The following is a 23882-nucleotide window of genomic DNA, read 5'->3' on the forward strand; positions in this document are numbered from 1 at the left end:
CCCAGGGGGAGGGGTTGGTGGTAGGCCGAGACGAATCATAGATTTCCTAGGAAATTCCGGCCAATATATCTTTCAGCGCCCACTTATTCGAAAAACGACTATGTTCGACCTGCGCCAACTGCGCTATTTCGTCGAGGTGGCTGAGACCCTCAGCTTCACCCAGGCCGCGCAGCGCCTGCACATTTCCCAGCCGCCGCTTTCCCAGCAGATCCAGTCACTTGAAGCCGATTTAGGTGTGCGCCTGCTCGACCGCAACCGGCGCCGCGTCGCTCTGACGGAGCCCGGCCGGATCTTCCTGGTCGAGGCCAAGGCGATCCTCGCACGGGCGGAAAGCGCGCGGACGGTCGTGGCGGAGGCCGCCGCCGGCTTCACGGGTCAGCTCCGGCTGGCTTATGCGGTTTCCGTGTCCTTCCATCCCGCCCTGCCGGAAACCTTGCTGCGCTTTTCGCACGCGGCGGCGGGAGTGAGCCTGCACCTCGGCGAGATGCTCACTGGCGCCCAATACGATGCCCTCCTTTCCGGCCAGATCGACGTGGGCCTGCTGCGGGCGCACCCCGAGGGCGTCGCGAACGCCCGCCAGCTGAACGTGGAGGTGATCGATCACGAGCCGCTGGTGATCGCCCTTCCCGCCCGTCACCGGCTGTCGAAGCAGCCCAGCTTGCGCATGGAGGCCCTGGCCGGGGAGCGATTCGTCGCCCCGCCACGCGCGCAGGCCACGACCCTGACCGACCGGCTGACCCTGCTCGCCAACAAGGCAGGCTTCCGCCCCAACGTCCGCCAGGAAGCGCAGCAGATCCCTTCGTTGCTGCCGCTCGTGGCCGCGGGGCTCGGCGTGGCCCTGGTTCCGGCCTCGCTACGCGCGGTCCACCTGGATGGCGTCAGCTTCGTTCCCGTTGACGATCCGGAGGCCTACCTGTTGCTCGCAGTGGCGTCGCGCGTGGACAATACGTCCCCGGTGCTGGAGAGTTTCCTGCGCACCGTCCGCGAGGCCCGGGCGAAGCTGGGGCTCGGCTGAAAGACGAATGCTTCCCGGCGCTTGCGTAACGAAGGCCGGATCGTTACAATCCCGTTTTTCCTTGTCCGTAAAGTTTCAGGAGCTGGCCGTGAAGGTGCTTTCCTCTTTGAAGTCCGCGAAGTCGCGTCACCGTGACTGCAAAGTCGTTCGCCGTCGCGGCAAAGTGTTCGTGATCTGCAAGAGCAACCCCCGTTTCAAGGCTCGTCAGCGCTGATCCAGCTGCGACGGGTTTAGAAAGAAAGGCCGCGAAAGCGGCCTTTTTTTTGTTTTGGACCCAGGTGGCAGGAATCTGGCCGCAGGAGCAGACCTGTGGGAGCCGCTTCAGCGACGATGGGTGCTTGCCGAGATCTGGCCCGCTGCCGCGGGATCGCCGACAAGGTCGGCTCCCACAGGTCTGCTGTTCCTACCGGTCTGTTCCTACCGGTCTGTTCCTGACCGGTCTACCCGATGCTGTTGTGGGAGCCGCTTCAGCGGCGATAGGGCTGGCCTCACCCTGGCCCGCTGCCGCGGGATCGCCGACAAGTCGGCTCCCACCAGGGTTCTTCTACTGGGTGGGGTTTTCTACCGGATGAGTTTTTTCTACCGGGCGGATCGCCCTAGCCGCGCGCCTCGCTCAAGTACGGTGAGTCGGGGATGTCGCCGGTGTCTCCCATGAAGACGCAGTTCCGGCCTGCCCGCTTGGCTCGGTAAAGTGCCGCATCGGCCACCACCAGCAGGCGATGCAACTCGAAGCCGCACTGCATCGTGCCGCCGATGCCGAAGCTCGCCGTCACCACCATGTTCGGACGGATCTGCGTGGCCGACGTCGCCGCGATCGATAGCCGCAGCTGCTCCGCGCGTGCACGCGCCTGCGCTGGGCTGCAATCGGGCAACAGTACCGCGAACTCCTCGCCACCCAGGCGGCCGAATACATCGCAGGCATGCAAGGCCCGGCGGCAGACGTCCACCGCGCGCTTCAGCACCTCGTCACCCACGGCATGACCATAGGTATCGTTGACGTTCTTGAAGTGGTCGAGGTCGAAAAGGATCAGGCACGCGCCGCGATCCGAGCGCGCGCCGTAGGCCAGCACGCGCTCGGCCTGTTCGACGAAATGCTCGCGGTTGCAGATACCGGTGAGGCCGTCGCGGCGCGCCAGTTTCATGAAACGCAACTGCGAGCGGCGCAACCAGAGCACCAGCCAGGCGATGGCGGCCAGCCCGGCAAGCAGGACGAAGATATACAGGCGGCCCGTCTCGACTTCCTTGCGGTCGAGCGCTCCCGTCAAGCGGAGGATCTCGTTCTGCTTGTTCAGCGCCTCGACCTCGGCTTTGCGCGCGAGCAACTGCTGGTCGACGATCTGGAAAGCCAGGCTGCGCGCGCCCACGTCGTCCAGGTAGGCCTTGTCGGCGACCATGAACTTCTCGTGGTACGCCAGGGCCGCGGCCGCGTTGCCTAATTGTTGCTCCACCTGGTAAAGCACGCCGTAGCCCACGCGGCGCGGATCGGTGAATTCGTCGCGGATCGAACCGGCCACGGCGGACAGGCCGAAGCGGCGCGCGTTGGCCAGGTCGCCCAGCTTGAGGTACGCCTGCGCGAGGGTCGCATCGTATTCCGCCAGCAACGCCGGATAATTCAGCGAGCGCGCCCGGTCGCGTGTTTCCGCGAGTATCTTCACCGCCTCGGCGGGACGCCCATGGGCGAGATGGAATGCCGCGATGTCCGAGCGCATGCTGTCGGCGAATACATCGTCGCCCGCCGCGTCGCAGGTTTCGATCGCGCGCAGGTACATCGGGTCCAGCGTCTCCAGCCGGTTGGCCTCACGACGCGCGCGCAGCAGGTGCTGCGCCCCCTTGCAGATCGTCTCGCCCGGCGGCGGGTTCTCCATCATTTCCCGGGCATACGCCTCGGCCTGCTCGAACTGGCCGGCGGAGCTGAGCAACTGCGACGCCTCGCCCAGGCCCTGGAAACGTGCTTTCCGGTCGCGGATGGACGGCATCAACTCCTGCAACTGGTTCAGCCGCATGAAGGCGTCCTGGTAACGGTGGCCGATGCCGAGCAGGTTGATCAGGGTCGCGGTCGCGCGCAGCCGCAAGACGTTGTCGTTGGCGTTGTCCGCCACATCCTCCAGCGCCTTCCGGCCGGCTTCGTAATCGCCTATCCAGGTGGCCCGCCAGCCTTGAAGGAAACGCAGTTTCCACCGCTCTGCAGGCGCGAGTTTCGCTTCGAATCGCGTGAGATCGTCGATCAGGTGGCCGAACGCGACGAAATCGGTGGCCTTGATCGTATCGGCGCGCGCGAGGATCGCCTCGGCTGACGAGGGATTTCCGGCATTCTCCGGTGCCGCGTGCACCACCGCGACGAACACCAGCAGACAAGCCGCCAGTGTCGCGAACGCATGCCGCAGGCGCTTCACGGTCTCAGCGGTGCGTGCCCGTGGGCGGCATGTATGCGACCGTATCGTCCGGCTCGCCGTCTCCATCCTCATCCTCGCCATCGAGCGGATCCTCCTGTTCCTCGTGCTCGGGGGCTATCGGCATCTGCGTCGAAAAATACGCGCGCTGGCCGAGCAGCAACCGAACGGCATCGCCATCCTTCGCACTGAACGCATCACGAAGATCATCGTCGTCGACACCGGCCTCCCGCAAGGCGGCATCGACGGTGTCCGTCGACGCGTGCCGCAACGACGCGTCGCCTCCGACGCGCGCGAGAAACTCGATGACCTTCCCCATGCTTCCCGTTCCCCGGCCCAGGGAATGTCACCCCCGGCCCTCACGGCGATCCTCCCCTCGAGGTCACTCGCGGATCGGATCATAGCCCCATGCGCCACGGCGGAGTAGTAGGCCACCTGGCTTGGACCAAAGGAAATGTGACGCAGGATCAGATACCTGGCGTGACAGGCAATGTTTTCGCGCGATCAGTCCGCCAACTGCACGATGCACTCGATACCCTGCCGCGCCATCTTCGCGTAGGGACACAAGCGTTCGGTATTGCGGACCAGGGCCTCCGCGATGTGACGCGCCACGCCAGGCAAGGCGATACGTATGTGGGCGACGAGCGTGAACAACCCGTCGGCCGGGTCGCGGCCGAAGGTCACGGCGGCGGTCACCGCCGCGTCGGCGGGAACGGCGATGCGCTCACGCATCGCCAGCAGGCAGAGCGCCCCATGGAAGCAGGCGGCGAATCCCGCCGCGAACAGCTGTTCCGGATTGCTTCCTCCCCCGGGACCGCCCATCTCCGGGGGCAGGCGCAGGGACACGTCGAGATTGCCGTCGTTGGAGCGGGCGGCACCCGAAGCGCGGCCATGCGCCGCCTCGCCGCCGGTCACCGTGACGGTACCCGTGTACAACGGAGCGAATTCGTCTCCGTCGTACCGGTCGAGGAACGAGACCGGTGGTGGCGTCGGTTTCACGATGGACCCGTCGAGTCAGGCCGCGGAAGCGAAGCTGGCGTACTGGGACGACTTCAGCCAGGCATGGAAATCGATCTTGCCCAGCGTCGCGTCGGGCCCCGGCAACAAGCTGTCGTCGGCCAGCACGGCACCGAAATACGGGGCCTTGGCGTCGCCGACCACGTGGTGCGGATCGTTGATGATCGACAGGAACCGGCCGACGAGGTCGGACATGCGCACCTTGTCGGGCCCCGCGATCTCGACCACACCGTTGACGGGCTTGCCCAGCACGGTCCTCACCACGGCATCGGCCACGTCGTCCGAGGCGATCGGCTGGATGTAGCCCGTCGACAAGGTGATGGTGTCGCCGCCGGCGGCCGACTTCGCGATGCCGGCCAGGAACTCGAAGAACTGCGTGGAATGGATGATGGTGTACGGCACGCCCGATTCGCGGACGATCGTCTCCTGCGCGACCTTCGCGCGCATGTAGCCGCTGCCGGCGGCCGCGACGCGGTCGGTTCCGACGATCGACAAGGCCACGTGGTGGGCGATGCCCGCGCGCCGCTCCGCCGCGACGAGGTTGCGACCGGAGGTCTGGAAGAAATCCAGTACCGCCTTGTCTTCGAACGAGGGGGAATTGGCCAGGTCGATGACCGTGTCGACACCGGCCATGGCCTCGTCCAGTCCTTCGCCGGTGAGCGTGTTCACGCCTGACGAGGGCGATGCGGCGATCGCCTCGTGACCCTTTGCGCGCAGGCGCTGCACGACCTTGCTGCCGATGAGGCCGGAGCCGCCGATGACCAGGAATTTCATGATGGGATACCTATCTTGCTTTGGACGTGACTGGATCGTAGGAGGCGGGCGTGGGCACCGGTAGGACCGCGCGCGGGATCACGATGTTGCCGTCGATGCACCAATCGGCAGGGTGCTGCCGCACTCCAGGTCCAGCGCGCGGATGGCGGGAACCATGAAGTCGATGAATACGCGGATACGCGAAGGCAACTGCTGCCGGCTCTGGTAACAGATGTAATGGCCGCGGTCGTCGGGTGCGTACTGCGGCAGGCAAGCGACGAGGCGCCCGGCCCGGAGGTGCGCGCATACCTGGTACCCCGCGAGTTGGGCGATCCCCCGGCCATCCAGCACCGCCTGCAACACCAGGTCGGGGTCGTTGAAGGCGTCCATCGCCGGCGGCAAGGTCTTGTAGGGCCTGCCGTCGACCTTGAATTCCCATTCGTCGACGCGGCCCGAAGCCAGCCGGAAATGGATGGCGCGATGCGCGGCGAGATCCTCGATCTTCTCGATGGCGCCATGGGCAAGCAGGTAGTCCGGCGTGGCGCACACGAACGTCTGCATGGGAACGACCTGCCGGGCGACGACCTGGCTGTCCTCCAGCCGTCCGTTGCGGAATGACACGTCCACGCGGTCGGCGGTGAAATCGACGGGGTGGTCGTCCAGGACGAGGTCGACCGCGATCTCCGGAAAGGTGTCGCGGAATCGTTTCAACAGCGGAGCCACCACATTGCGGCCAAAACCGACGGGCGCGCCGATGCACAGGCGTCCGCGCGGAGGCCCGTCCCGAAGCTCGCGCATGTCGTCCAGCGCCTGGGCGATGCGTTCCACGCCGGGATGGCAGTTCTCGAAGAAGATCTCGCCTTCCCGCGTGAGCGCGGTGCTGCGCGTGGTTCGGGAAAACAGCCGCGCGCCCACTTGCTGTTCGAGCTTCTGCACGCTGCGACTCACGGCGGAGCGACCGATGCCGAGGCGATCCGCCGCCCTGGCGAAGCTGCCCTCGGACACCACGGCGATAAAGGCGATCACGCCGGCATAACTGGCGGAGAACGAGGTGGCGAGGGTATCGACGGTTTCCACCGGCGACGATAAACAGTGAGTCATGGGCAGGTCCTCATTCCACGGCGCGGCGTGGGCCGGCCGCTTGTATGTGTGCGCGAGCCAACTCGACCAGGGCATGGCATGCCGCCGCGTCCTTGCGCAGCAGCATGGCCACCTCGTCGATGCTCGCATCGAAGATGTCACTCATCAGGAAGGCGACCCGGGCCTCTGCCGGCAGCTCGTCGAGCGCATCCAGGAATCCCGCCCACACGGCATCGACCGTATGTCGTGTCGACAGCTGTCTGCGCAGCCATTCATAAGTGCGAGTGATCGGGTCCATATCTCATAGACGAGGGCATCCCGCGGTTTGTGACATGCGATTGGTGCACGCCGCACAACACGGTGATCCCGCATACGGATCTACCGGCCGTCTGTTACGCGGACCTAGGCTACGGCGGGTAATCACTCCCGAACGAGGAACCACCATGACCCAGCGTCTCGATTACCAGCAGCAATCGCCCGAGCTGACCAAGAAGCTCATGGAAGTCAGCATGGCGGAGGCCAAGTGCGCGATCGAAGAGTCGATCCGCCACCTGGTCCACATTCGCGCCTCGCAGATCAATGGCTGCGCGTTCTGCGTCGACATGCACGTCAAGCAGGCGGTCATCCACGGCGAGCGTCCGCTGCGCCTGCACCACATCGCCATCTGGCGCGAATCGAACCTGTTCTCGCCGCGCGAGCGCGCCAGCCTGGCCTGGACGGAAGCGCTCACGCAGATCCCGGCGCAAGGCGTGCCGGACGACCTTTACGAGCGCGTCCGCGGCCAGCTCTCCGAGAAAGAAGTCTCCGACCTGACCTTCGTCGTCGCCGCCATCAATGCGTGGAACCGCATGAACGTGGCCTTCCGCAACGTCCCCGGCACCATGGACAAGGCCTGGGGCCTCGACAAGGCCGGTCTTTCCGAGCCCGTCGCCACCGCCGCCTGAGGAACCTGCCATGCGTATCTCGAAGACACTCGCCTTCTTGCTGGCCCTTTCGCCCGGCCTCGCACTCGCCCAGGATGCCGGGGCACCCCACGCCACCGTCTCCGATCTCATGACCAAGGCCCTGAAGGACTACCCCGGCAAGGAGATCACCCTGATCAACGTCGATTACCCGCCCGGTGCCGTCGACCCGGTGCATCGCCACGATGCCCACGCGATCGTCTATGTGCTGGAAGGAAGCATCGTGATGGGCGTGCGCGGGCAGCCCGAACAGACGCTCAAGGCCGGGCAGACGTTCTATGAGGGCCCGGACGACGTGCACACGATCGGTCGCAACGCCAGCAAGACCGCGCCGGCCAAGTTCGTCGTGTTCCTGCTGAAGGACAAGAAGAACCCGGTGCTGACCCTCGTCCACTGAGACGAAAAAACCACCATGTGAGACGATTTTGCAAGGACCTGTCACAGGGGAACTGGCAAGATCGTCTCCATGGGTATGAACGAAGCCACGGCCACCTTCTCCGCCTTGCGGCCTCGCCTGCACGGGATCGCTTACCGCATGCTCGGTTCGGTGGCGGAGTCCGAGGACGTGGTGCAGGACATCTGGCTCAGCTGGAACGCCGCCGAGCACACGGCTATCGAGAACGCGGAGGCGTGGCTGGTCGCCGCCACGACGCGTCGCGCGATCGACCGGCTCAGGGCGGCGAAGGTCCGGCGCGAGGAATACGTCGGCATCTGGCTGCCCGAGCCCGTCCTCACCGACCATGGCGCCTCGCCCGAGGACGTGCAGGAACTGGCGGGCGACGTGTCCGTCGCGTTCCTGCTGCTGCTTGAGCGGCTATCTCCCGAAGCCCGCGCCGCCTTCCTGCTTCGCGAGGTCTTCGATATCGATTACGCCGAGATCGCGGACACCATCGGCAAGAGCGAGGCCGCGTGCCGCCAGCTCGTGCATCGCGCCAAAGACCAGCTACGCGACGAGCGCCCCCGCCACGCGGCTCCGCGCGAGGCGCACCTGGCGCTCATGCGGCGCTTCGCGGAGGCGTTGGCGAACGGCGACTTCCCGGCCATCCGCTCCATGCTCGCCGTGGATGCCGACCTCACCGGCGACGGTGGCGGCAAGGTCACCAGCTTCCCCAAGCCCATGCTCGGCGGCCAACGCATCGCGCAGCTCTTCTATGCCTCGTACCTGCGTTACGGCGCCGCCGTGGAAGTACGGCTGACGCGCATCAACGGCGAATGGGCTTTCCTGCGTTACATCGAAGGCCAGCTGGAGTCCGTGCAGACCTTCGTGACGGATGGCGAGAAGATCCTGAGCATCCACGTGCAGCGGAACCCGGACAAACTGCGGCGAATCGAGCAGGGCCTGCAGGGATTCGCCGCCTAGGCGACCCGGACTCAGCCGCCGCCACCGCCACCGCCGTGGATGCCGCCCTTGGTCAACGCCGCGGGGTCGAGCAGCTTCGCCAGCTCGGCCCTGGACAAGCCCGTGGTTTCCAGCGCCACGTCCATGATGGGACGCTTCTCCTTGTATGCCTGCTTCGCGGTGGCCGCGCCCTTCTCGTAACCGATCACCGGATTGAGGGCGGTGACGAGGATCGGGTTCTTGTCCAGCGCCTCGCGGATATGTTCCTCGTTGACCTTGAAACCGGCGATCGCCTTGTCCGCGAGCAGCGTGACGACGTTGGCGAGGATCTCGATCGACTGCAACAGGTTGTACGCGATCACGGGCAGCATCACGTTGAGCTGGAAATTGCCCGACTGCCCCGCCACGGCGATCGTCGCGTCGTTGCCGATGACCTGCGCGGCGACCATGGCGGCCGCCTCGGGAATCACCGGGTTGACCTTGCCCGGCATGATCGACGACCCCGGTTGCAACGCCGGCAGCTCGATCTCGCCCAGGCCCGCCAACGGACCGGAATTCATCCAGCGCAGGTCGTTGGCGATCTTCATCACGCCGACCGCGAGCGCGCGTAGCTGGCCGGAGAGTTCAACCGGCGCGTCCTGCGCCGCCATCCCCGCGAAATAGTTATCCGCCGATTCGAACTTCACTCCCGTCAGCTTCGACAGTTCGGCCGCGACCGTGGGGCCGAACTTCGGGTCGGCATTGATGCCCGTGCCCACGGCGCTGCCCCCCTGGGGCAACCGCCGGGTGCGCTTGAGCGTGTCCGTGATGCGTTCGGCCGCGTCGCCGACTTGCGCCGACCAGCCGGACAGTTCCTGGCCGAAGGTGATCGGCATCGCGTCCATCAGGTGGGTGCGGCCCGTCTTGACGACCTTCTTCAATTCCCTGCCACGGACGTCGATCGTCTTGCGCAGGTGCTTGAGGGCCGGCAGCAGCTTTTCGCTGGTGGCCAGCGTCGCGCTCACCAGGATCGCCGTGGGGATCACGTCGTTCGAACTCTGGCCGGCGTTCACATGGTCGTTCGGGTGCACCTTGCTGCCCGCGGCCTCGGCGAGGTGCGCGATCACCTCGTTGGCGTTCATGTTGGAACTGGTGCCCGAGCCGGTCTGGAAGACGTCGATGGGGAAGTGCTCGTCGACCTCGCCGGCGGCGACCTTTTCGGCTGCCGCGCGGATGGCCTTGGCCGAGGCCTTGTCCAGGTGGCCGAGCTTGACATTGGCTTCGGCCGCGGCCGCCTTGATGAGGCCGAGCGCCCGGATGAACTCACGCGGCATGGTCAGGCCGGAGATGGGGAAGTTATCGACCGCGCGCTGGGTCTGCGCCCCATAGAGCGCCTTCGCCGGTACCTTCAACTCGCCCATGCTGTCGCGTTCTGTGCGGAACTTGCTCATGCGGGAACTCCGGGTGGGGGATTTACATACAGTACCCGCCCTCGCGGCCCCGGGGGGAGCCGACCCTGTCGGCGATGGGGCGCTATAATCGCGGGCTGCACCCGCCACGCCTCCAGGAACGACCATGTCCCACGCCACGCTGACCGCCCTCTCGCCCCTGGACGGCCGCTACGCCGCGAAAGTGGGTTCGCTGCGCCCGATCTTCAGCGAGTTCGGGCTGATGCATCGACGGGTACACGTGGAGATCCATTGGTTGCTTGCCCTCGCCGCGCACCCCGGCATCGTCGAGCTCCCGGCCTTTCCCGCCGAGGCGGTCACGCGCCTGCTCGCCATCGCCGACGGCTTCTCGGCGGAAGACGGCGAGCGGATCAAGGCGATCGAGGCGACCACGAACCACGACGTCAAGGCGGTCGAATACTTCATCAAGGAAAAGATCGGCAACGATCCCACCCTCGCCCAGGCCAAGGAATTCGTCCACTTCGCCTGCACCAGTGAAGACATCAACAACCTCGCCTATTCGCTGATGCTGCGCGACGCGCGCGAATCGGTGCTGCTTCCCGCGTTGGACCAGGTCATCGCGACGCTGCGCGCCCTCGCCCACGAGCATGCGGGCCTGTCGCTGCTCTCGCGCACGCACGGCCAGACCGCCTCGCCCAGCACCATGGGCAAGGAGATCGCCAACGTGGTCGCCCGACTGGAGCGCCAGCGCCGCCAGCTGGTCGCCATCGAGGTCCCGGGCAAGATCAACGGCGCGGTGGGCAACTACAACGCGCACGTCATCTCCTATCCCGGCGTGGACTGGCCCGCGCTGGCGGCCGGCTTCGTCGACGGCCTGGGCCTGGTCTTCAATCCGTACACCACGCAGATCGAGCCACACGACGGCATCGCCGAGTTCGCCGACGTGCTGCGCCGGATCAACATCATCCTCATCGACCTCGCCCGCGACGTCTGGGGCTACATTTCGCTGGGCTATTTCCGCCAGGCGCTGAAAGCCGGTGAAGTCGGCTCCTCGACCATGCCACACAAGGTCAACCCGATCGACTTCGAGAACGCCGAAGGCAACTTCGGCCTCGCCAACGCCCTGCTCGGACACTTCGCCGAGAAGCTGCCGATTAGCCGCTGGCAGCGCGACCTCACCGACTCCACCGTGCTGCGCGCCCTGGGCACCGCCTTCGGCCATTCGCTGGTCGCGCTGGAATCGCTGATGAAGGGCCTGGGCAAGCTCAACGTCAACGCCGAGCGCATCGCCGCCGACCTCGACGCCAGCTGGGAAGTGCTCGCCGAAGCCGTGCAGACGGTGATGCGCCGCTTCGGCTTGCCGGAGCCTTACGAGCAGCTCAAGGCGCTGACCCGCGGCCAGGGCATCACGAAGGACTCGATGCGCGCCTTCATCGATGGCCTCGACCTCCCGGCCGACGCGAAGAAGGCCCTGACCGAACTGACCCCCGCCTCGTACATCGGCCTGGCCGACAAGCTCGCCCGCGCGATCTGATCCGATAGGAGCCGACCCTGCCGGCGATCCCGTGCCTTGGTGGGAGTCTGCTTCGGTGGGAAGCCGCTTCAGCGGCGATGGGTGCTCGCCTCGGCCTGGCCCGCTGCCGCGGGATCGCCGACAAGGTCGGCTCCCACCAGGGCATCGCTCCCACCAAGGCATGGCTTGCAGCCATTACAATGCCGCGCATGGCCATCCAGAACCCCACCCGTAAGCCCCTCCCGATCGAAGTGCGCGGTAGCGCCAGCCAGCCGCTGGGCATGAGCGCCACGCAGTTCCTGCGCGATTACTGGCAGAAGCGCCCGCTGCTCATCCGCAACGCCTTCCCGGATTTCCAGGCGCCGATCGAGCCCGACGACCTCGCCGGCCTCGCCTGCGAGGAAGGCGCGCTCGCCCGTCTCATCATCCACGATGAAAAGCGCGATCGCTGGACGGTGAAGAACGGACCGTTCGAGGAGGCCGAGTTCGGCAAGACCCCGAAGCGCGACTGGACCTTGCTGGTGCAGGACGTCGACAAGTGGGACGCCGACGTGGCCGCCCTGCTCGACCACTTCACCTTCCTGCCGAGCTGGCGCCTCGACGACATCATGATTTCCTATGCCGAGGATGGCGGCGGCGTGGGCGCCCATGTCGACCAGTACGACGTCTTCCTGCTGCAAGGCATCGGCGAGCGCCACTGGGCGATCAGCGACGATCCGGACGCGCCGCTCGACTTCCGCAACGACGTGGAACTGAAGCAGTTGCAGGTCTTCGAGCCGACCCACGAGTGGCTGCTCGGCCCCGGCGACATGCTCTACCTGCCGCCCGGCGTGCCCCACGACGGCGTGGCGATCGGCAACTGCATGACGATCTCGATCGGCATGCGCGCGCCCTCGCAGGCCGAACTGACCGGCGACCTCGCCGACTTCCTCGCCGAGCGGATGCCCGAGGAACTGCGCTATGCCGACCCCGACCTCGTCCCGGCGAAACGCGCTGGCGATATCGACACGGCGGCCCTGAACCGCCTGCGCCAGGCCCTGCCCTTCGCGGCGGCACTCGACCGCGACCTGCTGGCCGACTGGTTCGGCCGTTTCATCACCCGCTATCGCAACGCCCAGGTCGCCGCCGCGCCGCCGAAGGCCACTACCGAGGCCGCGTTCGACAAGGCCCTCGACGGCGGAGCGACCCTGGTCCGCCATCCCTACGCCCGGATCGCCTGGGTCAAGGGGAAGAAGGAGGCCACCCTCTTCGTCAGCGGCAACGCCTACGAATGCCCGGCGGCGCTGGCCGAGCGCCTGGCCGCCGAGCGCGAACTCGCCTTCGACCGCCGTCCTTCGGCGGTGGAAAAGCAGGTGCTGCTTACGCTCGTCAACGATGGACAGCTCGGCGTGCGCAAGGGCCGGCGCCGGTGAACGGCAGGGCGGACTCGATCCTGGCGGCGGAAGACCGTGCCGGTCTCGAAGCCGCCCACCTGCGCCTGCTGGCGGGCGCACGCCACCGGGTCTCGATCTACCTGCCCCTGTTGGAACCCGGCGTGCTCGACAGTGACGCCGTGCATGCCGAGTTGCGCCGGATCGCCACCAGCGGCCGGCAGGCGCAGATCCGCATCCTCACCCACGATGCCGAACGTGGTCATCGCGACGGCCACCGCCTGCTCGCCCTCGCCCAGCGCCTTCCCACGGCGATCGGTGTCCGCGTTCCCACCGAGGAAGCCCATCTTCGCTACGGATCGGCCTTCACCACCGATCACACCGGTGGCTTTCTGTTCAGGCCCGTGGCCGGGCGCTTCGAGGCCCGGGGTGACCTCGACGAACCAGGTGAGACCTCTCGCCTGACGGCTTATTTCGACGAAGTCTGGGAGCGGGCCGAGCCCGCATGGCAGATAAGACCACTCGGAATCTGAGCTTCGCCGGAAGCGCATGAATGGGTTGGCGCAGCGCAGCAGCACGGGGCTATAATTAACGGATTCTTATGCCGCAGGCGCTCCCCACATGCCGCGCGGCAGCCCGTCCTTTTCGTGTGTGCCGGTGGTGACGTGAGCGCAAACCTGATCCGCGAGTTTTCCGAATCCTCCCAACTCGCCGGCGGCAACGCCGATTACGTAGAGCAAGTCTACGAAGCCTGGCTAGCCGATCCCGGCTCCGTCCCGGCCGAATGGGACGGGTATTTCAAATCCTTCAAGGGCCGCGAGGCCGGTGATGTCGCCCATTCCGGTGCCATCGCCCGCATCGAGGCGGCACAGAAGCAGCGCCGCACCGCGGCCGCCGCGCCCGCTGCCGGCTCCGCCGACAACGCCTACGCCCAGAAACAGGCCGGTGTCCTCCGCCTGCTCACGGCCTACCGTTCGCGCGGCCACATCGCCGCCCAGCTCGATCCGCTCGGCCTGACCGTCCCGGACATCGACACCCCCGACCTCGGCCTCGCCTTCCACGGCCTCTCCGACGCCGACCTCGACACCGAGTTCGACGCGGGCACCTTCGCCGGCGGTGGCCAGCGCATGAAGCTGCGCGACCTCCTCGCGAAGCTGAAGCACATCTACACCGGCACCATCGGTGCCGAGTTCATGTACATCTCCGACTACGACCAGCGCGCCTGGATCTATTCGCGGCTGGAAAAGGCCGCCGGGTCCGCGGGCTTGCAGAAGGCCGCCAAGGTCCGCGTCCTCGAGGCGCTTACCGCCGCCGAGGGCCTGGAGCGCTACCTGCACACCAAGTACGTCGGCCAGAAGCGCTTCTCGCTCGAAGGCGGCGACAGCCTCATCCCGATGGTCGACGACGTGGTCCGCGCGGCCGGCGACAACGGCGTGAAGGAACTCGTCATCGGCATGGCCCACCGCGGCCGCCTGAACGTGCTGGTGAACATCCTCGGCAAGGCGCCCTCGCAGCTCTTCAACGAGTTCGAAGGCAAGTTCGAGCACGACGACAGCCCGATCCACTCGGGTGACGTGAAGTACCACATGGGCTTCTCGGCCGACGTCAAGACGCCGAATGGCGGCGTGCACGTCGCGCTGGCCTTCAACCCGTCGCACCTGGAAATCGTCAACCCGGTGGTCGCCGGTTCCGTGCACGCGCGCCAGTCGCGCCGCCGCGACACCGCCCGCGACAAGTCGATCGCGGTGCTGATCCATGGCGACGCCGCCTTCGCGGGCCAGGGCGTCAACATGGAACTCATGCAGATGTCGCAGGCCCGTGGCTTCGCCATCGGCGGCACGCTGCACATCGTGGTCAACAACCAGGTCGGCTTCACCACGTCCAAGCGCGAAGACGCCCGTTCCACGCTGTACTGCACCGATCTGGCCAAGATGGTCAACGCGCCGGTGTTCCACGTGAACGGCGACGACCCGGAAGCCGTGATCCAGGTCACCCGCCTGGCCTACGAGTTCCGCAAGCAGTTCAAGAAGGACGTGGTCATCGACCTCGTCTGCTACCGCCGCCACGGCCATAACGAGGCCGATGAGCCGGCCGCGACGCAGCCGCTGATGTACCAGGTCATCCGCAAGCGTCCCACCACGCGCGACCTCTACGCGCAGCAACTGGTGAAGGAATCGGCCATCGGCGCCGACGACGGCCAGAAGATGCTCGACGATTACCGCGCCCGCCTCGAAAAGGGCGAGCCGCTGATCGCGATCGACCCCAACCCCACCCGCGACATCCCGGTCGACTGGACCCGTTTCCAGAAGAACAAGCTGTCGATGGAAGTGGACACGGGCGTGTCGCGCGACCAGTTGGGCAAGGTGCTCGACGTCATCCTCGACGTTCCGTCGGATGTCACGCTGCACCCGCGCGTCGCCAAGATCTACGAAGACCGCCGCAAGATGGCCGCCGGCGAACTCCCGGGCGACTGGGGCTTCGCGGAGAACCTCGCCTACGGCACGCTCATCGCCGAGGGCAACGACCTCCGCGTGGTCGGCCAGGACGCCGGCCGCGGCACGTTCTTCCATCGCCATGCGGTCCTGCACGACCAGAAGAGCGACGACACCTACATGCCCCTGTCCAGGGTGCGTGCGGACGCCCGCGTCGAGGTCATCGACTCGCTCCTGTCCGAAGAAGCCGTGATGGCCTTCGAGTACGGCGAAGCCACCACCTCGCCGGACCAGCTCACCATCTGGGAAGGCCAGTTCGGCGATTTCGCCAACGGCGCCCAGGTCGTGATCGACCAGTTCATCAGCTCGGGCGAGGCCAAGTGGGACCGCCTCTGCGGCCTCGCGCTGTTCCTCCCGCACGGCTACGAAGGCCAGGGCCCGGAGCATTCCTCCGCCCGCCTGGAGCGCTTCCTGCAGCTGTGCGCGCTGGACAACATGCAGGTCTGCGTGCCCACCACGCCGGCCCAGGCCTTCCACATGATCCGCCGCCAGCAGGTGCGCCCGGTGCGCAAGCCGCTGATCGTGATGACGCCGAAGTCGCTGCTGCGCCACAAGCTGGCCGTGTCCTCGCTCGACGAACTGGCCAACGGCAAGTTCCAGCTGGTGATCGGCGAGCATCGCGACCTGCAGGCGAAGAAGGTCAAGCGCGTGGTGCTCTGCTCGGGCAAGGTCTACTACGACCTGCTCGAAGACGCGGAGAAGCGCCAGCTCACCGACGTCGCCATCGTGCGCGTCGAGCAGCTCTACCCGTTCCCGCGCCCGGAAGTCTCGGCCGAACTGGAAAAGTACCCTTCCGCCAAGGAAGTGGTGTGGTGCCAGGAAGAACCGATGAACCAGGGCGCCTGGTTCCAGATCCGTCACCACCTGCAGGCCAGCGTGGGGCCGAAGCACAGCCTGTCCTATGCGGGACGCGCTCGTTCGCCGGCACCGGCCGCGGGTCACCTCAACACCCATGTCGCCGAACAGACGGCGCTCGTCGAACAGGCGCTGGTCGCGCCCGTCGGCACCGATCACGCAGCGGAGTAAGACAAGCATGTCCATCGAAGTCAAAGTCCCGGTCCTGCCCGAGTCGGTCTCCGACGCGCTCATCGCCACCTGGCACAAGAAAGCCGGTGATGCGGTCAAGCGCGACGAGAACCTGCTCGACCTCGAGACCGACAAGGTCGTCCTCGAAGTCCCGGCGCCGGTCGACGGCGTGTTGAAGGAAATCAAGTTCGAGGAAGGCTCCACGGTCACCAGCAGCCAGGTGATCGCCGTGATCGAGGAAGGCGCCGCCGCTGCCGCGCCTGCCCCGGCCGCCGCGCCCGCCGCCGCCGAAGCGCCGAAGGCCACCAAGGCCGACGCACCTGCCGCGCCCAAGGGCGTCGATGAATTGTCCCCGGCCGGCCGCCGCGTCGCCGTCGAGGAAAACATCGACCCGTCCAAGGTCGCCGGCACCGGCCGCGATGGCCGCGTGACGAAGGAAGACCTGGTCAACGCCGGCAAGGGCGGTTCCGCTCCGGCCGCACCTGCCGCTCCGGCCGCCAAGCCGACCCCGGGCAGCCGCCCGGAAGAGCGCGTGCCGATGACCCGCATCCGCACCCGCATCGCCGAGCGCCTGATGCAGTCGAAGAACTCCATCGCGATGCTCACCTCGTTCAACGAGGTGAACCTCGCCGAGGTGGTGAAGCTGCGCAAGTCCCTGGGCGAGCAGTTCGAGAAGGCCAACGGCGTCAAGCTCGGCTTCATGAGCTTCTTCGTCAAGGCGGCGACCGAAGCGCTCAAGCGCTACCCGGTGGTCAACGCCTCGGTCGACGGCAACGACATCATCTATCACGGCTACCAGGACATCTCGATCGCCGTGTCGACCGACAAGGGCCTGGTCACGCCGGTGCTGCGCGACGTGCAGGACATGTCCTTCGCCGACGTCGAGAAGGGCATCATCGGTTACGCCAAGAAGGCGCGTGACGGCAAGCTCGGCCTGGACGACCTCCAGGGCGGCACCTTCACCATCACCAACGGCGGCACCTTCGGTTCGCTGCTCTCCACCCCGATCGTGAACCCGCCGCAGAGCGCCATCCTCGGCATGCACACGATCAAGGAGCGCCCGGTGGTCGAGAACGGCCAGGTGATCGCCGCCCCGATGATGTACATCGCGCTGTCGTACGACCACCGCATCATCGACGGCCGCGACGCCGTGCTGTTCCTCGTCGACATCAAGAACCAGCTCGAAAACCCGCAGCGGATGCTGCTCGGCCTGTGATGGCCGGTTGAGCCGAAACGTGAAGGCGGGAGTCGAAAGACTCCCGTTTTCATGTTCCGCCCCCATATTGGCGGTAGCAGATACCGCAGTGACATCCGGAGCTAAGCAATGAGCGACAAGTTCGACGTCATCGTCATCGGTGCCGGCCCCGCGGGCTATGTGGCCGCGATCCGCGCCGCGCAGCTGGGCCTGAAGACCGCCGTGGTCGACGCCTTCGTCGGCAAGGACGGCAAGGCCGCCCTCGGCGGCACCTGCCTCAACGTGGGCTGCATCCCGTCCAAGGCGCTACTGGATTCCTCCAAGCAGTTCCACAACCTCACGCACAACTTCAAGGATCACGGCATCACCGCCGAGAACCCGAAGATCGACATCGGCACGTTCATCGGCCGCAAGGACAAGATCGTCAAGCAGTTCACCGGCGGCGTGACGATGCTGTTCAAGGCGAACAAGGTCACCTCGTACTTCGGCAAGGGCAAGCTGCTCAAGGGCAACCAGGTCGAAGTCACGGGCAACGACGGCAGCGTCCAGACCATCTCGGCGACCAACGTCATCCTCGCCTCGGGCTCGGTGCCCATCGAACTGCCGTTCGCGAAGTTCGACGGCAAGCACATCATCGACAACACCGGCGCGCTCGACCTCACCGAGGTGCCCAAGCGCATGGGCGTGATCGGCGCCGGCGTGATCGGCCTCGAGCTCGGCAGCGTGTGGAAGCGCCTCGGTTCCGACGTGACGGTGCTGGAAGCGCTGCCGAAGTTCCTCGCCGTGGCCGACCAGGACATCGCCAAGCTGGCCGCCCGCGAGTTCGCCAAGCAGGGCCTCGACATCAAGGTCAACGCCAAGGTCACCTCCGCCGAGGTCAAGGGCGACGAAGTCCATGTCGGCTACACCGACAAGGATGGCAACGCGCAGTCGCTGGTCGTCGACAAGCTGCTGGTGGCCGTGGGCCGCCGCGCCTACACCGCGGGCCTGCTGGCCGACGACACGGGCGTGAAGCTCGACGAGCGCGGCCGCATCGTCGTCGACGAGCACAACCACACCGGCGTCGATGGCGTCTGGGCGATCGGCGACGCCGTGCGTGGCCCGATGCTCGCGCACAAGGGTTCCGAGGAAGGCGTCATGGTCGCCGAGTTGATCGCCGGCAAGCCGGGCCACGTCAACCTCGACACCGTGCCCTGGGTCATCTACACCGAGCCGGAAATCGCCTGGGTCGGCAAGACCGAAGAGCAGCTGAAGGAAGAAGGCGTTCCGTACCGCACGGGCTCCTTCCCGTTCGCCGCCAACGGCCGTGCCGTGGCGATGAACGAAGGCATCGGCCAGGTGAAGATGATCGCCCACGCCGAAACCGATCGCATCCTCGGCGTGCACATGGTCGGCCCGGTCGTTTCCGAGCTGATCCACGAGTGCGTCGTGGCGATGGAGTTCAAGGGCTCGTCGGAAGACCTCGCCCGCATCGTCCATGCCCACCCGGCGCTGTCGGAAGTGGTGCACGAGGCGGCACTCTCGGTCGACAAGCGCGCCATCCACAAGGGCAACTGATCGTCCCTGTGTCACCGGAGCCCGCCCCTGCCGCAACGCATGGGCGGGCTTCGTCGTTTCGGGGAACGTGGAGAACTTGAACATGCGTGAGATCACATCCCTTTGCGTCTACTGCGGCTCCAGCAGCGGTTCGCATCCGGAATACACCGAAGCCGCCAGGGCCTTTGGCACGCGGCTGGCGAAAGAAGGCATCGCGCTGGTCTACGGCGGCGGCAAGGTCGGGCTGATGGGCACCGTCGCCGATGCCACGCTCGCCGCCGGCGGACGTGTCATCGGCGTCATCCCACGCCAGCTGGTCGAGAAGGAAGTCGCCCATACCGGACTGTCGGAACTGCAGGTCGTCGAGACCATGCACCAGCGCAAGACACGCATGTACGAGATCGCCGATGCGTTCGTGGCCCTGCCCGGCGGCTTCGGCACGATGGACGAGATGTTCGAGATGCTCACCTGGGCGCAGCTAGGCCTGCACAGCTATCCCTGCGCCTTCCTCGACGTGCGCGGCTTCTACCGCGGCCTGTCCGCGAGCATGGACCACATGGTCGCCGAAGGCTTCGTGAAGCAGAACCAGCGCGAGCAGGTGTGGTTCGGCGACGACATCGACCAGTTGTTCGACTGGATGAAACACTACGAATCCACTTACACGCCGAAGTGGATCACGGGTACGTCTGTCGATAGCATCGACTGATCGCTTCCGCCCAAGGACACACGCATGACGAATTTCCGCGCGTTCCGTATCCGCCAGGACGACGCCGGCTATCACGCCGGCATCGAGACCATGGACACCGACGCCCTCGCCCCGGGCGAGGTCCTGGTCAAGGCCGAATGGTCGTCCGTGAACTACAAGGATGCGTTGGCCGGCACCGGCAAGGGCAAGATCCTGCGGACCTTCCCCTTGAACGGCGGCATCGACGTGGCTGGCACCGTGGTCGCGTCGACCAGTCCGGCCTTCAAGGAAGGCGACAAGGTGCTCGCCACCGGGAGCGGCCTCTCCGAGACCCGCGACGGCGGCTACGGCGAATACGTGCGCCTGCCCGCCGAATGGACGGTCGCCCTGCCTGCCTCGCTGAGTACGCGCGAAGCGATGATCATCGGCACGGCCGGCTTCACCGCCGCGCTGGCCCTGCTGCGCATGACCGACAACCGCCAGACACCCGCGCTCGGCCCGATCGCCATCACCGGTGCCACGGGTGGCGTGGGCATGCTCGGCATCGACATCTTCAGCCGCGCCGGCTACGAAGTGCATGCCATCAGCGGCAAGGCCGACCGCTTCGACTTCCTGCGCATGCTCGGCGCCAGCGAATGCGTGGATCGCCACCAGCTCGCTTTCAGCGGCAAGCCGATGGATTCCGCGACATACGGCGGCATGCTCGACAACGTCGGCGGCAAGACGCTGGCGGGTTTCCTGCCGCTGATCGCCCCCTACGGCAACGCCGCCATCTGCGGTCTGGCGGGGAGTCCGGAGTTGTCGACCTCGGTGATGCCCTTCATCATCCGCGGCGTGAGCGTGCTCGGCGTGGCTTCGGCAGGCACCGCGCGCGACGTTCGCGACGAGGTGTGGAAGCGCCTCTCCGGCGAGTGGAGGCCACGTCACCTCGACGCGATCTGCACGAAGGAAGTGGCACTGGAAGACGTGGCCAGCGTCTTCGGCACGATGCTCGAAGGCGGATCGTTCGGCCGTACCGTCGTCCGTATCGGCTCGTAAAAGCCTGCTGGGACCGCCATCTGTGCTTCCCACCATTGATACCCGCGCGGCGGCCGGTAGAATGACCCCTCGCCAGAGGCGCCACGCGTGACGTTTTCTCGTCACCGCGGGTCCGAGACGCCAGCCGGGATGGCCGGCGTCACCAAAGAGAACACATCGGGCATCGGCCCGGGGGAAAGTGAATGGCTCGTATCCTGATCGTCGACGATTCGCCGTCTCAGTTGCTTGGCATCAAGCGCATCGTCGAGAAACTGGGCCATGAGGCCATCACCGCCGAAGACGGCGCCCAGGGCGTCGAGGTGGCCAAGCGCGAGATCCCCGACCTCATCCTGATGGACGTGGTGATGCCGAATCTCAACGGGTTCCAGGCCACGCGCACGATCAGCAAGGAAGAAACCACCAAGCACATCCCGATCATCCTGGTGACCACGAAGGACCAGGACACGGACAAGGTGTGGGGCCTGCGCCAGGGCGCGAAGGCCTATGTGGTCAAGCCGATCAAGGAAGAGGAACTGGTCGCGGCGTTGAAGGAACACCTGCCGGGCTGAGGAACTATCTGCCGGGGCGAGGAATACTTGCCGGGCCGAGGGTCTTCAGGCCCTGGGGCGAGGCCATCGCCGACAGGGTCGGCTCCCACCGAAGCGCTGAGGAGATCGCCGCTGAAGCGGCTCCCACAGAGTGCTTCGGCAGGATGGCAAGTACCGTGGCCATGGGAAATGCCGCGGCTGGGTGGGAGCCGCTTCAGCGGCGATCCGCGCGCAGCGCGGCCAGATTCTCCCTGACCTCCCACCGCCTCCAGCCCTCACCCCCGCCGCGGATCGAACCCCGCGAACGCATCCTTGAACTCCGCGTACGCCGCCTGCTCCTCGTGGGTCTCGGGCACCGGCACGCGGATCTCCAGCACGACGATCTGGTCGCCCGGTTCCGAACCCGGCAGGCCACGCCCCTTCAGCCGCAGCTTCCGCCCCGATTGCGAGCCCGCCGGAATACGCAGGTCGACATGCCCACCGAGCGTCGGCACGGGCACCGTGGCCCCGAGCGCGGCTTCCCAGGGCGTGATCGGCAGCACATGGGTCACCGTGCGTCCGTCCAGCCGAAAGCGCGCATCGTCCCGGATGGCGATCTCGAGCAACAGGTCGCCCGAGGGACCACCGGACGAGCCGGCATGTCCCTGCCCGGCAAGCCGGATCGTCTGTCCGGACGTGATGCCGGCGGGAATCTTCACCTCGAGCACGCGTTCGCCGCCCGAGGAATCGTTCAGCACCACGCGCGTCTTGCCGCCGTTGTAGGCCGTCTGCAGGTCGGTCTCGATCCTGGCCTGGATATCCCGCCCGCGACGCGCCTGCGGCTGCTGGCCGCGGGCACGGCCGCCGCCACCGAACAGGCTCTCGAAGAAGTCGCTGAAATCGCCGCCACCGCGGCCACCCATGTCACCGAAATCGAAGCCGTTGCCCTGCTGGCCCCAACCCGGCGGCGGACGGAACTGCTCGCCCTGGCGGTAGCCGCCAGCGCGGAACTGGTCGTAGGCGCGGCGCTTCTCGGGGTCTTTCAGGGCCTCGTTGGCCTCGTTGACCGCCTTGAACTTCTCTTCGGCACCGGCTTCCTTGTTCTTGTCGGGATGGTACTTGCGGGCAAGCTTCCGGTACGCGGCCTTGATCTCCGCGTCGGTCGCGTCGGGCTTGACCCCTAGTGTCTCGTAATAATCCTTGAACTCCACAGGCTCTCCCGGGCTTGTGTCGAAAACCAAAAACGAAGCACCCGCGGCGGACAGGGTCCGCCGCGGGCCAGACAGCTAAGCTTAGGCCGTTTTAGCCCGCAGCGTTAATGGCGATACGGCGCGGTGCGCTCTGCGCCTTTTTCGGAATCGCGATCTCGAGCACGCCATGGGCACCCGACGCGGTGATCCCGTCGGCATCGGCGCTCTCGGGCAACGTGAAGCTACGCTTGAACGCACCGGCCGCGCGTTCCACGCGGCTGAACTTGCCCTCGGTCTCGCTGGCAAACGGCTTCCGCTCACCCTTGATGCTGAGCACGTTCTTTTCCATCTGGATCTCGATGTCGGCCAGGTCCACGCCCGGCACATCGGCCAGGATCAGGAAACGTCCGTTCTCTTCACGGATGTCCACGCGCGGCGCCCAGGCACTGGAAACGGTGCTGGCCGGCACGGCGATGTCGCCGCCGAAGAAGTGCTCGAACACATTGCGGACATCGCTGCCGAACACCGGCGCACGGCGAAACGATACCTGACGAAGCTGGTTCATCTGTTTGACTCCAAAGAAGTTTCGGCCCCGTGGCCGTCTGACGTGAAAGATATGACCGGCCACGGACAATTCAAGAGCGAGGCCATACCGGTTGCCGTTTCTTCAGCTCTACGAGCCTTGACGTACACTCGGCGTTTTCCACGAGGAGGCAGTCCCATGACCATCGCAGTCGGCGAACGACTTCCGGAAGCGACCCTCGCCATCTACGAAGATGGCATCAAGACCGTGACCAGCACCGACGTTCTCGGCGTAGGCAAGGTCGTGCTTTTCGCCGTGCCGGGTGCCTTCACGCCCACCTGCTCAAACAAGCACCTGCCGGGCTTCGTGCAGCACATGGATGATTTCCGGCAGCGGGGGATCAAGGTCGCCTGCATGTCGGTGAACGACGCCTTCGTGATGCATGCCTGGGGTGAGTCGCAGGGCGTGCCCAAGGAGCTCCTGATGCTGGCGGATGGTAACGCTACCTTCGCCAAGGCATTGGGACTGGAGCTCGACGGGACGAAGAATGGCATGGGCATTCGCGCCAAGCGCTTCGCGCTATATGCCGAAGATGGCGTGGTGAAGGCGATCCAGGTCGAGGCACCGGGCGAGTTCCGCGTGTCGACGGCCGAGGCGATACTGGAAGCCATCGACGCCTGACATCGCCGCCGCCCGGTGCAGGATATCCTCACCGGTGTGGGACTTCCTCACCGTGGTGGGAACTCCTCACCGTGGTGGGAACTCCCCACCGTGGTGGGAAGCGGACTCGTCCGCGAACCGTCAACCTGTTTCGAGCGAACGAGGCGATGCGTCGCATTCGGGCGAGCGGTGGAAAGCCTCGCC

Annotated in this window: 24 protein-coding genes; 15 read left to right on the top strand and 9 right to left on the bottom strand. The window is 66.2% G+C overall.

Annotated elements, in window-relative coordinates:
• The first annotated feature begins 100 nt into the window (after positions 1–100).
• On the top strand, positions 101–1015 hold the full coding sequence (locus tag AB6730_RS06915) for a LysR substrate-binding domain-containing protein (RefSeq protein WP_371022925.1): 915 nt from the start codon (positions 101–103) through the stop codon (positions 1013–1015).
• An 88-nt stretch (positions 1016–1103) separates the two neighbouring features.
• On the top strand, positions 1104–1229 hold the full coding sequence (gene ykgO / locus AB6730_RS06920; RefSeq protein ID WP_029213509.1) for a type B 50S ribosomal protein L36: 126 nt from the start codon (positions 1104–1106) through the stop codon (positions 1227–1229).
• A gap of 382 nt (positions 1230–1611) precedes the next feature.
• On the opposite strand, the gene AB6730_RS06925 is transcribed toward ykgO, so the two are convergent.
• From AB6730_RS06925 to AB6730_RS06950, 6 genes are all read right to left on the bottom strand, one after another.
• Positions 1612–3408 (bottom strand): GGDEF domain-containing protein, encoded by a 1797-nt coding sequence (locus AB6730_RS06925; protein ID WP_371022926.1) that lies wholly within the window; start codon positions 3406–3408, stop codon positions 1612–1614.
• Positions 3409–3412: 4 nt separating this feature from the next.
• Positions 3413–3724, bottom strand: coding sequence for a hypothetical protein (locus tag AB6730_RS06930; protein WP_371022927.1), 312 nt, complete (start codon positions 3722–3724; stop codon positions 3413–3415).
• Positions 3725–3909: 185 nt separating this feature from the next.
• The gene (locus AB6730_RS06935) at positions 3910–4404 is read right to left on the bottom strand and encodes an Ohr family peroxiredoxin (protein ID WP_371022928.1); all 495 of its coding nucleotides are present in this window, start codon (positions 4402–4404) and stop codon (positions 3910–3912) included.
• 15 nt (positions 4405–4419) lie between these two features.
• The gene (locus AB6730_RS06940) at positions 4420–5196 is read right to left on the bottom strand and encodes an SDR family oxidoreductase (protein ID WP_371022929.1); all 777 of its coding nucleotides are present in this window, start codon (positions 5194–5196) and stop codon (positions 4420–4422) included.
• A gap of 78 nt (positions 5197–5274) precedes the next feature.
• Entirely contained in the window at positions 5275–6276 is a 1002-nt protein-coding gene (locus tag AB6730_RS06945) for a LysR family transcriptional regulator (protein ID WP_371022930.1), read from the bottom strand.
• A gap of 10 nt (positions 6277–6286) precedes the next feature.
• The gene (locus AB6730_RS06950) at positions 6287–6553 is read right to left on the bottom strand and encodes a sigma factor-like helix-turn-helix DNA-binding protein (protein WP_371022931.1); all 267 of its coding nucleotides are present in this window, start codon (positions 6551–6553) and stop codon (positions 6287–6289) included.
• 145 nt (positions 6554–6698) lie between these two features.
• Here AB6730_RS06950 and AB6730_RS06955 point away from each other — a divergent pair, with 145 nt between their 5' ends.
• The 3 genes from AB6730_RS06955 (at position 6699) to AB6730_RS06965 (ending at position 8577) form a co-directional block, all read left to right on the top strand.
• Positions 6699–7199, top strand: coding sequence for a carboxymuconolactone decarboxylase family protein (locus AB6730_RS06955; RefSeq protein ID WP_371022932.1), 501 nt, complete (start codon positions 6699–6701; stop codon positions 7197–7199).
• Positions 7200–7209: 10 nt separating this feature from the next.
• Complete coding sequence (locus AB6730_RS06960; RefSeq protein ID WP_371022933.1) at positions 7210–7614, top strand: cupin domain-containing protein; 405 nt, start codon at positions 7210–7212, stop codon at positions 7612–7614.
• 69 nt (positions 7615–7683) lie between these two features.
• Positions 7684–8577: an RNA polymerase sigma-70 factor gene (locus tag AB6730_RS06965; RefSeq protein WP_371022934.1), complete on the top strand. Its 894-nt coding sequence runs from the start codon at positions 7684–7686 to the stop codon at positions 8575–8577.
• An 11-nt stretch (positions 8578–8588) separates the two neighbouring features.
• Here the strand turns inward: AB6730_RS06965 and AB6730_RS06970 are convergent, their stop codons facing one another.
• On the bottom strand, positions 8589–9986 hold the full coding sequence (locus tag AB6730_RS06970; protein ID WP_371022935.1) for a class II fumarate hydratase: 1398 nt from the start codon (positions 9984–9986) through the stop codon (positions 8589–8591).
• A 124-nt stretch (positions 9987–10110) separates the two neighbouring features.
• Here AB6730_RS06970 and purB point away from each other — a divergent pair, with 124 nt between their 5' ends.
• The 9 genes from purB to pilH all read left to right on the top strand — a co-directional run bounded on the left by purB (position 10111) and on the right by pilH (position 21347).
• Entirely contained in the window at positions 10111–11478 is a 1368-nt protein-coding gene (gene purB / locus AB6730_RS06975; protein WP_371022936.1) for an adenylosuccinate lyase, read from the top strand.
• Between the two features lie 179 nt (positions 11479–11657).
• Complete coding sequence (locus tag AB6730_RS06980; RefSeq protein ID WP_371023068.1) at positions 11658–12869, top strand: JmjC domain-containing protein; 1212 nt, start codon at positions 11658–11660, stop codon at positions 12867–12869.
• The gene (locus tag AB6730_RS06985; RefSeq protein ID WP_371022937.1) at positions 12866–13360 is read left to right on the top strand and encodes a hypothetical protein; all 495 of its coding nucleotides are present in this window, start codon (positions 12866–12868) and stop codon (positions 13358–13360) included. The genes AB6730_RS06980 and AB6730_RS06985 overlap by 4 nt, the downstream gene beginning before the upstream one ends.
• A gap of 132 nt (positions 13361–13492) precedes the next feature.
• Positions 13493–16345 carry a 2-oxoglutarate dehydrogenase E1 component gene (locus AB6730_RS06990; RefSeq protein ID WP_371022938.1) on the top strand — a complete coding sequence of 951 codons (2853 nt, stop codon included), beginning with the start codon at positions 13493–13495 and terminating at the stop codon, positions 16343–16345.
• Between the two features lie 7 nt (positions 16346–16352).
• The gene (gene odhB / locus AB6730_RS06995; protein WP_371022939.1) at positions 16353–17561 is read left to right on the top strand and encodes a 2-oxoglutarate dehydrogenase complex dihydrolipoyllysine-residue succinyltransferase; all 1209 of its coding nucleotides are present in this window, start codon (positions 16353–16355) and stop codon (positions 17559–17561) included.
• Between the two features lie 108 nt (positions 17562–17669).
• On the top strand, positions 17670–19097 hold the full coding sequence (lpdA, locus tag AB6730_RS07000; protein ID WP_371022940.1) for a dihydrolipoyl dehydrogenase: 1428 nt from the start codon (positions 17670–17672) through the stop codon (positions 19095–19097).
• 82 nt (positions 19098–19179) lie between these two features.
• Positions 19180–19782 (top strand): TIGR00730 family Rossman fold protein, encoded by a 603-nt coding sequence (locus AB6730_RS07005; RefSeq protein ID WP_371022941.1) that lies wholly within the window; start codon positions 19180–19182, stop codon positions 19780–19782.
• Between the two features lie 24 nt (positions 19783–19806).
• Positions 19807–20799 (top strand): acryloyl-CoA reductase, encoded by a 993-nt coding sequence (locus tag AB6730_RS07010; protein WP_371022942.1) that lies wholly within the window; start codon positions 19807–19809, stop codon positions 20797–20799.
• Between the two features lie 182 nt (positions 20800–20981).
• Complete coding sequence (gene pilH, locus AB6730_RS07015) at positions 20982–21347, top strand: twitching motility response regulator PilH (RefSeq protein WP_167023678.1); 366 nt, start codon at positions 20982–20984, stop codon at positions 21345–21347.
• Between the two features lie 254 nt (positions 21348–21601).
• Here the strand turns inward: pilH and AB6730_RS07020 are convergent, their stop codons facing one another.
• Positions 21602–22516 (bottom strand): DnaJ C-terminal domain-containing protein, encoded by a 915-nt coding sequence (locus AB6730_RS07020; protein ID WP_371022943.1) that lies wholly within the window; start codon positions 22514–22516, stop codon positions 21602–21604.
• Positions 22517–22607: 91 nt separating this feature from the next.
• Positions 22608–23060, bottom strand: a complete 453-nt coding sequence (locus AB6730_RS07025) for an Hsp20/alpha crystallin family protein (RefSeq protein WP_371022944.1) — start codon at positions 23058–23060, stop codon at positions 22608–22610.
• Positions 23061–23216: 156 nt separating this feature from the next.
• Here AB6730_RS07025 and AB6730_RS07030 point away from each other — a divergent pair, with 156 nt between their 5' ends.
• Positions 23217–23699, top strand: a complete 483-nt coding sequence (locus tag AB6730_RS07030) for a peroxiredoxin (RefSeq protein WP_371022945.1) — start codon at positions 23217–23219, stop codon at positions 23697–23699.
• Positions 23700–23882: the final 183 nt, after the last annotated feature.

It is taken from the genome of Luteibacter sp. RCC_6_2, assembly GCF_041360655.1.
Classification (GTDB): Bacteria; Pseudomonadota; Gammaproteobacteria; order Xanthomonadales; family Rhodanobacteraceae; genus Luteibacter.